8 protein-coding genes are annotated in these 11,572 nt (G+C 70.5%); 7 read left to right on the forward strand and 1 reads right to left on the reverse strand.

Annotated features, from left to right (window positions below; genetic code table 11):
• Positions 1-213: 213 nt before the first annotated feature.
• Positions 214-1,185 carry a heme A synthase gene (locus ACIPYW_RS13265; RefSeq protein WP_400414266.1) on the forward strand — a complete coding sequence of 324 codons (972 nt, stop codon included), beginning with the start codon at positions 214-216 and terminating at the stop codon, positions 1,183-1,185.
• A 500-nt stretch (positions 1,186-1,685) separates the two neighbouring features.
• Here the strand turns inward: ACIPYW_RS13265 and ACIPYW_RS13270 are convergent, their stop codons facing one another.
• Entirely contained in the window at positions 1,686-2,612 is a 927-nt protein-coding gene (locus ACIPYW_RS13270) for a heme o synthase (RefSeq protein ID WP_400414810.1), read from the reverse strand.
• A 501-nt stretch (positions 2,613-3,113) separates the two neighbouring features.
• Between ACIPYW_RS13270 and tkt the strand changes: the two genes are divergently transcribed.
• From tkt to pgl, 6 genes are all read left to right on the forward strand, one after another.
• Positions 3,114-5,207, forward strand: coding sequence for a transketolase (gene tkt / locus ACIPYW_RS13275; protein ID WP_400414268.1), 2,094 nt, complete (start codon positions 3,114-3,116; stop codon positions 5,205-5,207).
• Positions 5,208-5,334: 127 nt separating this feature from the next.
• Positions 5,335-6,447 carry a transaldolase gene (tal, locus tag ACIPYW_RS13280; RefSeq protein WP_400414270.1) on the forward strand — a complete coding sequence of 371 codons (1,113 nt, stop codon included), beginning with the start codon at positions 5,335-5,337 and terminating at the stop codon, positions 6,445-6,447.
• Position 6,448: 1 nt separating this feature from the next.
• Positions 6,449-8,047, forward strand: coding sequence for a glucose-6-phosphate isomerase (locus ACIPYW_RS13285; RefSeq protein WP_400414273.1), 1,599 nt, complete (start codon positions 6,449-6,451; stop codon positions 8,045-8,047).
• Between the two features lie 22 nt (positions 8,048-8,069).
• A complete protein-coding gene (zwf, locus tag ACIPYW_RS13290) occupies positions 8,070-9,608 on the forward strand; it encodes a glucose-6-phosphate dehydrogenase (protein ID WP_290131668.1) in 1,539 nt (512 codons plus the stop codon).
• Positions 9,605-10,549, forward strand: a complete 945-nt coding sequence (locus ACIPYW_RS13295) for a glucose-6-phosphate dehydrogenase assembly protein OpcA (RefSeq protein WP_290131667.1) — start codon at positions 9,605-9,607, stop codon at positions 10,547-10,549. The genes zwf and ACIPYW_RS13295 overlap by 4 nt, the downstream gene beginning before the upstream one ends.
• 97 nt (positions 10,550-10,646) lie before the next feature.
• Complete coding sequence (gene pgl / locus ACIPYW_RS13300) at positions 10,647-11,417, forward strand: 6-phosphogluconolactonase (RefSeq protein WP_400414276.1); 771 nt, start codon at positions 10,647-10,649, stop codon at positions 11,415-11,417.
• The last annotated feature ends 155 nt before the right edge of the window (positions 11,418-11,572 follow it).

Consider the following 11,572-nt stretch of genomic DNA (forward strand, 5'->3'; position numbering starts at 1 on the left):
CCAACCCGGTACGGCTGGACGCCATTCCACCCCGAGCCACCGACACGGGCGACCAGGGTGCTGCTACCTCGCAACGTCAATGGTTCCACGCAGTCGCGGGCCGTAGTGACGATCACGGCCCATTCGGAGCCGGCGCCTGCCTAGACTTGACTGCCGCTGAACCCTCGAATCCTACAGGTTCGGTGCACGGAACAACAGGAAGGCACCACCCTCGTGACTCGCGTCGGATCCCCCGTCGAGCTGGACGTCCGCACCCGGTGGTGGTCCCTCCCCCGCACCGTCGACGTTCGCGTGATCTGGCTGGCATGGGCGTCGTTCGTCGTCGAGGTGGTCCTGATCGGCACCGGCGGCCTCGTGCGGTTGACCGCGTCGGGGCTCGGCTGCCCGACCTGGCCGAAGTGCACCGCCGACTCGCTCGTGTCCACGCCGGAGATGGGCGTCCACGGCATCATCGAGTTCGGGAACCGCCTGCTCACCTTCGTGCTGGTCGTCGTCGCCGTCGCCACGTTCCTCGCCGTCGTCCGCATGCGCCGCACCCGCCCGGAGCTCTTCTGGCTCGCGTTCGCGCAGGGCGCCGCGATCCCCGTGCAGGCGGTCATCGGCGGCATCAGCGTCTGGACGAACCTCAACCCCTTCGTCGTCGGCTTGCACTTCGTCGTCTCGGCGCTGCTCACGATGGTCACCGCAGCGCTCGTCTACCGGGCGATGAACGGCCCGCGCACCGACGTCCGGCTCGTCCCCGCCTGGTACACGAACGTCGTCCGAGGGACCGTCGCTGCCGTCGCGGTCACCGTCCTCGTGGGCATCCTGACCACCGGCAGCGGGCCGCACGCCGGCGCCGACGAGGCCGTCGACGGCGGCCGCCTCCACCGCACCGGCTTCGACCCGGCGATCATGGAGCACGTCCACGCGGTCCCCGCCTACGTCCTCTTCGCCCTGACCCTGGTGCTCGTCGTCGGCGCGGTGCGCCTGCGGCTCTCGAGCCGCTGGGCGCTGGCGCTCCTCATCGTCGAGTTCGTCCAGATCGCGGTCGGGCTCACCCAGGCACGCACGGGCCTCCCCGTCGGGCTCGTCGGCACGCACATGGTGCTCGCGGGCCTACTGGTCGCCGCGACCACCGCCGTGGTGCTCTCGACGCGGAAGAGCGCGGGCCGGGACGCCGTGCGCGAGCCGCTCGACGCCTGACGGCGTCCTCGGAACGACGAAGCGCGCGTCGATCGACGCGCGCTCCGTCGTCGCACGGGCATCCCGCGGCCACACACGCCCGGTCCGACGACGCAGCACGTGATCGACGCGTGGGACCTCGGAACGCGCGCGTTTCGTTGGCCGGTCGCGACCACCCACCGGACGGGAGGCGCGGCACCGGCCCGCCCCGCGCCTCCCGGCCGTCACGCACGCCGTCTTCGACGGAACACGCGTCGATCGTCGTGCCCAACGTCGGAACGCGCGCGTTTCGCGGGCCGAACGCGTCACCCGCCGGACGGGAGGCGCGGCACCAGCCCGCCACGCGCCTCCCGGCCGTCGTCGTGGAACGACTCCGTCGCTGTCGCACGACAGCGACGGAGTCGTACGTTGCGCCTGCAACACCCGGCGCGCGCAACGGACGACGGGGCCGCTGTCGTACGACAGCGGCCCCGTCGTCCGACAGCGGCCGGCGCCCGCGGACCTCCCCGGTCCGACGAGTGCTAGAAGGTGAAGACCTGCGGGAGCAGCGGGTCGATGCCCACCGCGATGAACAACAGCGTCAGGTACGTGATCGAGCTGTGGAACACGCGCATCGGCTGCACCTGCTCGACGTGCTGGATCGCCCGCGAGTACAGCCGGTGCGACTCGACGACGAACCAGACGCCGCCGGCGAGTGCCACGACCGTGTACAGCGGCCCCATGTGCGCCACCGGGATGAGCAGGAGCGAGCAGACCAGCGTCGCCCAGGCGTAGAGCACGACCTGCAGGCCGACGACCGTGCGACCCCGGACCACCGCGAGCATCGGGACCTCGGCGGCGTCGTAGTCGTCGCGGTACTTCATCGACAGCGGCCAGTAGTGCGGCGGCGTCCAGAGGAAGATCACCATGAAGAGGATGATCGGCGTCCAGGTCAGCGACCCGGTCACACCCGCCCAGCCGATGAGGACGGGCATGCAGCCGGCCGACCCGCCCCAGACGATGTTCTGCGGGGTGCGGCGCTTGAGCCACAGCGTGTACAGGAACACGTAGATGAGGATCGCGACGACGCTCAGCGCCGCGGCGAGCCAGTTCACGAAGACGAGCAGCACTCCGGTCGACGCGATGCCGAGGACCCACGAGAACACGAGGGCTTCACGGTCGGAGAGCTCGCCGGTGACGAGCGGCCGGGTGCTCGTGCGCTTCATCAGCCGGTCGATGTCGCGGTCGATGTAGCAGTTGAACGCGGACGCGGAGCCCGCGGACATCGCACCACCGAGCATCGTCCAGAACACGAGCCACAGGTCCGGCACCCCGCGGGCGGCGAGGAACATCGTCGGCGCCGTGGTGACCAGCAGCAGCTCCATGACCCGGGGCTTCGTCAGCGAGACGTACGCCCGGACCTTGCGCGCGAGCGTCGATCGGGGTCGATCGGTGTCCGGCCGGGTCACGGTGGCAGTGGGCAAGGGAACCTCAGTCTGTTTCGCGTCAGCTCGCACACTCGGTGGACGGCTCCGTCGTCGTCCGGGCGTGCGTCGGCCCGGAATGCACACGGGCCGTCATCAGTTTAGGCCATCGAGGCGCTGCGACGATGCCCCGCCCCGCCATCCGGACCGATCGACGTCGGCAGGCGGACGAGCCGGTAGGTCGACGGGCGGTCGCTCCATCACACGGCGCGGACACGCCCGGGCCGTCCGGACGGTCGGCGTTGGAGCGCTGCACCCAGCGTGCGTACACGGTGAACAGAACACGTCACCTGAACCCTCACTGAGTGCATGGTCACTATGCTGGAGTCGCCCTCCCGCAGTGCGTGCCCCGAAGACGTCGGTCACGACGAGCCGGTCGGCCGCCGCCAGACGGCGACCCGAACCCCGGCCCCCGGGATGGCGATCATGTCCGTGCGATGGCACGAGCCCTCGCACATGTCGCATTCAAGAAGGGTCAACATCCAAGTGGCTGAATTCACCTGGGACGCCATCGACAGGAAGGCCGTCGACACGGCCCGCGTACTCGCCGCCGACTCGGTCGAGGCCGCCGGCAACGGTCACCCCGGCACCGCGATGAGCCTCGCGCCGGTCGCCCACCTGCTCTTCCAGAAGGTGATGCGTCGCGACCCCAGCGACTCCACCTGGATCGGCCGCGACCGCTTCATCCTCTCGGCGGGCCACGCCTCGATCCTGCAGTACGTGCAGTTCTACCTGCACGGCTACGGTCTCGAGCTCGAGGACCTCCAGCACCTCCGCAAGTGGGGCTCGAAGACCCCCGGTCACCCGGAGTACGGCCACACCGACGGTGTCGAGATCACGACCGGCCCGCTCGGCCAGGGCCTCGCTTCCGCCGTGGGCTTTGGCTACGCGCAGCGCTTCGAGCGTGGCCTGTTCGACCCGGAGACCGCCGACGGCGAGTCCCCCTTCGACCACTTCACCTACGTGATCGCCGGTGACGGCGACATGCAGGAGGGCGTGACCAACGAGGCAGCGAGCCTCGCTGGCCGCCAGCAGCTCGGTCGCCTGGTCGTCTTCTACGACTCGAACCAGATCTCGATCGAGGACGACACCGACATCGCGTTCTCCGAGGACGTCGCCGCCCGCTACGAGGCGCTCGGCTGGCACGTCCAGCACGTCGACTGGAAGAAGACCGGCGAGTACTCCGAGGACGTCGAGGAGCTGTACCGCGCCGTCGAGGCCGCGAAGGCCGAGACGACCAAGCCGTCGCTCATCGTCCTCAAGACCATCATCGGTTGGCCGTCGCCGACCAAGCAGAACTCCGGCAAGATCCACGGCTCCGCCCTCGGTGGCGAGGAGCTCAAGGGCCTCAAGGAGGTCCTCGGCTTCGACCCCGAGCAGACCTTCCACGTCGACCCCGAGGTGCTCGAGTACACCCGCGGCGCCGTCGCCAAGGGCCAGGCGGAGCACGCCGAGTGGCAGAAGACCTTCGACGCCTGGGCCTCGGCCAACCCGGAGAAGAAGGCGATGCTCGACCGCATCAACGCCGGCGAGCTCCCCGAGGGCCTCGAGGAGGCCCTGCCGGTCTTCCCGACCGAGAAGGCCGTCTCGACCCGTGCCGCGTCCGGCAAGGTCATCAACGCCATCGCGCCGCTGATGCCCGAGTTCTGGGGCGGCTCGGCCGACCTCGCCGAGTCGAACCTCACCACGATCGAGGGCGCCAAGTCCTTCGGTCCGGCCGAGGCCTCGACCAAGACCTGGAGCACCGACCCGTACGGCCGTGTCCTCCACTTCGGCATCCGCGAGCACGCGATGGGTTCGATCCTGTCCGGCATCGTCCTGCACGGGAACACCCGTCCGTTCGGCGGCACGTTCCTCATCTTCAGCGACTACATGCGCCCGGCCGTCCGTCTCGCCGCGCTCATGAAGGCGCCGGCGATCTACGTCTGGACGCACGACTCGGTCGCCCTCGGCGAGGACGGCCCGACGCACCAGCCGATCGAGCAGCTCACCGCCCTCCGTGCGATCCCGGGTCTCGACGTCGTCCGCCCGGCCGACGCCAACGAGGTCGCGTACGCGTGGCTCGAGATGCTCAAGCACAAGGACCGTCCGGCCGGCATCGCGCTGAGCCGCCAGAACCTCCCCGTCTTCGAGCGTGGCGAGGGCGAGGCGTCGGGCGAGACCTTCGCGTCGGCGAAGAACGTCGGCAAGGGTGCGTACATCCTCGCCGAGGCGCCGAACGGTACCCCGGACGTGATCCTCATCGCGACCGGCTCCGAGGTCCAGATCGCCGTCGAGGCGCGCGAGCAGCTCAAGGGCGAGGGCATCAACGCCCGCGTCGTGAGCGCCCCGTCCCTCGAGTGGTTCTTCGAGCAGTCGGAGAACTACCGCGACCAGGTCCTCCCGAAGGCCGTCACCGCTCGCGTGTCCGTCGAGGCGGGCATCGCCATGAGCTGGCGCGACATCGTCGGCGACAAGGGCCGCAGCGTCTCGATCGAGCACTTCGGTGCCTCGGCCGACTACCAGACGCTCTTCAAGGAGTTCGGCTTCACGACGGAGCACGTCGTCGCCGCCGCGAAGGAATCGATCGCGGCTTCCTGACCCACCGGGGCCGGGTCCGGTCACCCGGATCCGGCCCTTCTGCCGGGAGGCGCGGCTCGGCCCCGCCACCACGCCTCCCGGCCCACAGACCACGGCCAGACGGCCGATGAAGGAAGAAGACACACACATGGCTGAGACCACCCCCACCGCCGCCCTCTCCGAGGTCGGCGTCAGCATCTGGCTCGACGACCTCTCGCGCGAGCTCCTCGAGACCGGCAAGCTCGAGCAGCTCATCGCCGAGAAGAACGTCGTCGGCGTCACCACGAACCCGACGATCTTCGCGTCGGCCCTCGCCAAGGGTGAGCGCTACGACGCCCAGGTCAAGGAGCTCGCCGCGGCGGGCACCGACGTGACGAGCGCGATCTTCGAGATCACCACGCAGGACGTCGCGAACGCGTCCGACGTGTTCAAGCCGATCTACGACGAGACCAAGGGCTTCGACGGCCGCGTCTCGATCGAGGTCGAGCCGGGCTTCGCGCACGAGACCCAGAAGACCATCGAGCAGGCCGAGTTCCTGTTCGACAAGGTCGGTCGCGAGAACGTCCTGATCAAGATCCCGGCGACGCTCGAGGGCCTCGAGGCCATCACCGAGGTCATCGCCGCGGGCATCTCGGTCAACGTCACGCTGATCTTCTCGCTCGAGCGCTACCGCGCCGTCATCGACGCGTACCTCGGTGGGCTCGAGAAGGCCAAGGCCGCGGGCCACGACCTCTCGAAGATCCACTCGGTCGCCTCGTTCTTCGTGTCGCGCGTCGACTCCGAGATCGACAAGCGCCTCGACGCCGTCGGCACCGACGAGGCGAAGGCCCTCAAGTCGAAGGCCGGCATCGCCAACGCGCAGCTCGCCTACCAGGTCTGGACCGAGGCGTTCGCCACCGAGCGCGCCCTGGGCCTGCTCGAGGCCGGCGCGAACACGCAGCGTCCGCTGTGGGCCTCGACCGGTGTCAAGGACCCGTCGCTGCCCGACACGCTCTACGTGACCGAGCTCGCCGCCCCGAACACCGTCAACACCATGCCGGGCAAGACGCTCGATGCGACGTTCGACCACGCCGAGATCCACGGCGACGCGATCGCCGGGTCGTACGACGCCGCGCAGGAGGTCCTCGACCAGATCGCGGCGCAGGGCATCAGCTACGACGAGGTCGTCGCGCTGCTCGAGAAGGAGGGCGTGGACAAGTTCAACGTCTCCTGGGGCGAGCTCGTCGACACCGTGAAGACGGCCCTCGAGGGCGCGAAGTAGCGTGACCGTCTCCATCGCCGCCAGGGGCGCGGCTGCGCGGGCCATCGACACGGTGGTCCCGCAGCTCGTCGCCGACCTGGTCGCGTCGGGCATCACGGCGCAGGACCCCGGGCTCTGGGGTCCCGCCGCCGAGTCCGAGGCGTCGGAGCGTCTCGGGTGGACGGAGGCCGTCGCGGTCTCCCGTCCGCTCGTCGCGGAGATCACGGCGCTGCGCGAGCAGCTCGCCGCCGACGGGGTCGACCACGTCGTCCTCGCCGGCATGGGCGGCTCCTCGCTCGCGCCCGAGGTGATCACGCGGACGTACGGCGTCCCGCTGACGGTGCTCGACTCGACCGACCCGGTTCAGGTCCGGGCGGCGATGGGACACGACCTCGAGCGCACCGTGCTCGTGGTCTCGTCGAAGTCCGGCTCCACCCTGGAGACGGACTCGCAGCGTCGTGTGTACGAGCAGGCGTTCCGTGACGCGGGGATCGACCCCGCGTCACGGATCGTCGTCGTCACCGACCCCGGCTCGTCGCTCGAGCAGCTCGCACACGACGCCGGGTACCGCGTGTTCACCGCCGATCCGAACGTCGGCGGGCGGTTCTCGGCGCTGACCGCGTTCGGCCTCGTGCCGTCCGGGCTCGCCGGAGCCGACATCGACGAGCTCCTCGACGAGGCGGACGCCATCTCGGTGCTCCTCGCCGTGGACACCGACGAGAACCCGGGCCTCGTGCTCGGCGCCGCCCTCGCGACCCTCGACCCGGCGGTCGCGAAGATCGGCATCGTGCCCGACGGCACGCACATCGTCGGGTTCGGCGACTGGGTCGAGCAGCTCCTCGCGGAGAGCACCGGCAAGGACGGCAAGGGGCTGCTGCCCGTCGTCCTCACCCCCGACTCCCCCGAGGTCTCCGCGCGACTCGCCGACCTGCAGGTCATCCGCATCGTGGGCTCCCGCGAGGACGAACGCCACGTCGCCGAGGGCGAGGTCGAGATCGACGGCACCCTCGGTGGGCAGTTCCTCGTGTGGGAGTACGCCGTCGCGATCGCCGGCCGCCTGATCGGCATCAACCCGTTCGACCAGCCCGACGTCGAGGCCGCCAAGGTCGCGACCCGTGCGCTGCTCGACGACCGCCCTGCCCCCTCCGAGCCCGCGTTCACGGAGGGGGGCACCGCCGTCCGCGCGACGGCGGGTCTGTCGGTCGGGACGACGATCGCGGAAGCCGTGGCGAGCCTCCTGGCCGAACTCGACGCGACCGGCTACCTGGCCGTGCAGGCGTACGTGGACCGCACCGCGGACCGCGGCCTCCGACCGCTCCGCGACGCGCTCGCGGCGCGCAGTGGTCGCCCCGTCACCCTCGGGTACGGTCCCCGCTTCCTGCACTCCACCGGGCAGTACCACAAGGGCGGACCTGCGAACGGCGTCTTCCTGCAGATCGTGGCCGACGAGACGGACGACCTCGGCATCCCGGGGCGCTCGTTCACGTTCGGCCAGCTCATCCAGGCCCAGGCTGCCGGCGACGCGAGCGTGCTCGCGGCGCACGGCCGGCCGGTCCTGACCCTCACGACGTCGGACGTCGCCGCTGCCACCGCAGCGTTGCGCGCCGCCGTCTCCCTCTGACTCGTAAGGAGTTCACCGACTCATGTCACCGGTGGCGATCACCCCGGAGCACAACCCGCTCCGGTTGCCGACCGACCGACGTCTGAACCGGATCGCGGGACCCAGCACCCTCATCATCTTCGGCGTGACGGGTGACCTGTCGCGCAAGAAGCTGATGCCCGCGGTCTACGACCTCGCGAACCGGGGGCTGCTGCCGCCCGGGTTCGCGCTCGTCGGGTTCGCCCGGCGCGACTGGGAGGACCAGGACTTCTCCCAGCTCGTGCACGACGCGGTCCGGGACCACTCCCGCACCCCCTTCGACGAGGCCGTCTGGAAGCAGCTCGAACAGGGCATCCGCTTCGTGCAGGGCTCGTTCGACGACCCGGAGGCGTTCACCGAGCTGAAGCGCACCGTCGACGAGCTCGACGCCCAGCGCGGCACCCTCGGCAACCACGCGTTCTACCTCTCGATCCCGCCGAAGATGTTCCCGGTCGTGACCGAGCAGCTCAAGGTCTCCGGCCTCACCGAGAAGCGCGACGGCTCGTGGAGCCGTGTCGTGGTCGAGAAGCCGTTCGGTTCGGACCTCCGGACCGCGCGCGAACTCAACGCGATCGTCGAGAGCGTGTTCGCTCCGGATGACGTGTTCCGCATCGACCACTACCTCGGCAAGGAGACCGTCCAGAACCTCCTGACGCTCCGGTTCGCGAACCAGATGTACGAACCCATCTGGAACTCGAACTACGTCGACCACGTGCAGATCACGATGGCCGAGGACATCGGCGTCGCCGGACGTGCCGCGTACTACGACGGCATCGGTGCGGCGCGGGACGTCATCCAGAACCACCTGCTGCAGCTCCTCGCCCTCACGGCGATGGAGGAACCGGTCTCGTTCAAGGCGGCGGACCTCCGCGCCGAGAAGGAGAAGGTGCTCTCCGCGGTGCGGCTCCCCGAGGACCTCGCGACGGCGACGGCCCGGGGACAGTACGCCGGCGGGTGGCAGGGCGGCGAGAAGGTCCTCGGGTTCCTCGAGGAAGCGGGCATGAACCCCGAGTCCACGACCGAGACCTACGCGGCCATCAAGCTCGACATCGCGACCCGACGTTGGCAGGGTGTGCCGTTCTACCTGCGCGCCGGCAAGCGTCTCGGCCGCCGCGTCACCGAGATCGCGATCGTGTTCAAGCGCGTCCCCGAGGACGTCTTCGGCATCCCGCAGTCGCCCCTCGGGCAGAACGCGCTCGTCATCCGTGTGCAGCCGGACGAGGGCGTGACGCTCCGGTTCGGCTCGAAGGTCCCCGGCGTCGGCACCCAGGTGCGCGACGTGACGATGGACTTCGGCTACGGCCACGCGTTCACCGAGGCGTCGCCGGAGGCGTACGAACGACTCATCCTCGACGTGCTCCTCGGCGACCCGCCCCTGTTCCCGCGGCACCAGGAGGTCGAGCTCTCCTGGAAGATCCTCGACCCGATCGAGGAGTTCTGGCGCGGACAGGGCCAGCCCGAGCAGTACCGTCCCGGCACGTGGGGTCCGGCGTCCGCCGATGCCCTGCTCGCCCGCGACGGCCGGACCTGGAGGCGTCCATGAAGATCGACATGCCGAACACCACGGTCTCGAAGATCCAGAAGAAACTCGTCCACATCCGCGAGGAGGGCGGAGCGGTCGCACTCGGCCGCGTCCTCACGCTGATCATCTCGACGGCGCTCGGCCACGAGGAAGAGGCGATCAACGCCGCGAACGAGGCGTCCCGCGAGCACCCGATGCGCGTCATCATCGTGTCGAAGAACGAGGGCGACACGAAGTCCCCCGGTCGTCTCGACGCGCAGATCCGCGTCGGGAGCGATGCGGGCGCGAGCGAGGTCATCGTCCTCCGCGCCTACGGCGAGACGGCCACCGACGAGGAGAGCCTGGTCACGGGCCTCCTGCTGCCGGACGCGCCCGTCGTCGCGTGGTGGCCCGACGCCGCGCCGTCGCAGCCGTCCGAGTCCGCCCTGGGTCGCATCGCCCAGCGTCGGATCACGGACGCCGCGGCGCAGAAGGACCCGAACGAGGCCATCGCGGCACTCGGCGAGTCCTACGTGCCCGGCGACACCGACTTCGCGTGGACCCGCCTGACCCTCTGGCGCAACCAGCTCGCCGCGGCGCTCGACCAGCCGCCGTACGAGCCGGTCACCGCCGTCGAGGTCTCCGGTGCGTTCGACAGTCCGTCGACGATCCTGCTCGCGGCCTGGCTGCAGCTGCAGCTCGAGGTGCCGGTGTCGGTCGTCACGTCGCCGCGTGCTACGGGGTCGAGCGGCATCCACGGCGTGAAGCTCGTCCGCGAGAGCGGGGCGATCGAGCTCGAGCGCTCCCTGGTCGACGTCGCGACGCTGTCCATGCCCGGGCAGCCGACGCACGACCTCTCGCTGCCGCGCCGCAACCTGCGCGACTGCCTGGCCGAGGAACTCCGTAGACTCGACCCGGACGTCCTCTTCGGGGACGTCGTCAAGCACGGGGTGCCCCAGCTGCGCGAGTCGATCGCGGGCTGAGCCACCCACTCGACCGGTCCGTCCGCACCCGCGGGCGGACCGGTCGGACCGAAGGCGGTCCGCACGCCGGGCCGCCGACCTCGAACACGGGAGTCACGTGACCAACGAACGACGGGTGCTCGTACACCCCGACAAGCAGGCCCTCGGCGCGTCGGTCGCCGCACGCTTCATCACCAAGATCATCGACGTGCTCGACGAGCAGGAGCGCGCGGACATCGCCATCAGCGGCGGCTCCGTGTCCACGCTCGTCCTCGCGGCGATCGGCCAATCGCAGGCGCGCGAGAGCGTGGACTGGTCGAAGGTGCACGTGTGGTGGGTGGACGAGCGCTGGGTGCCCGCGGGTGACGCAGACCGCAACGACACCGGCACGAAGGCAGACTTCTTCGACCACGTCGACATCCCCGAGGCGAACATCCACCGGATCGCGACGTCGGACGCCGGGCTCTCGATCGACGACGCCGCGCTCCAGTACGAGCGTGAACTCCAGGACGCCGCTCCCGAGGGTGCCGTCGCGCCCCGGTTCGACATCACGCTGCTCGGTGTCGGCCCCGACGGTCACACTGCGTCGCTGTTCCCCGAGTTCCCGCAGCTCGCCGTCACCGACCGCGCCGTGCTCCCGGTCGACGACTCCCCCAAGCCGCCGTCGCAGCGCCTCACGCTGACCTTCCCGGTCATCAACGCGTCGCAGCGGGTGTGGGTCATCCTGTCGGGTGCCGAGAAGGCGTCCGTGCTCGGGCTCGCCCTGGCCGGCGCCGCCGTGGACGAGGTCCCCGTGGGTGGCGTGCAGGGCCGCAAGCGCACCGTGTTCTTCGTGGACCAGGACGCCGCGCGTGACGTCCCCGAGAACCTCATCGCGTCGACGTACTAGACGCGACCCCCTGACGGACGGGGGGGGGGGGGGGGGGGGGGGCCCCCCCCCCCCCCCCCCGGGGGGGGGGGGGGGGGGGGGGGGCGGCCCCCCCCCCCCCCCCCCCCCGGGGCCCCCCCCCCCCGGGGGGGGCGGGGGGCGCCCCCACCCCCACC

It is taken from the genome of Curtobacterium sp. NPDC089689 (assembly GCF_044749145.1).
Taxonomy (GTDB): domain Bacteria; phylum Actinomycetota; class Actinomycetes; order Actinomycetales; family Microbacteriaceae; genus Curtobacterium.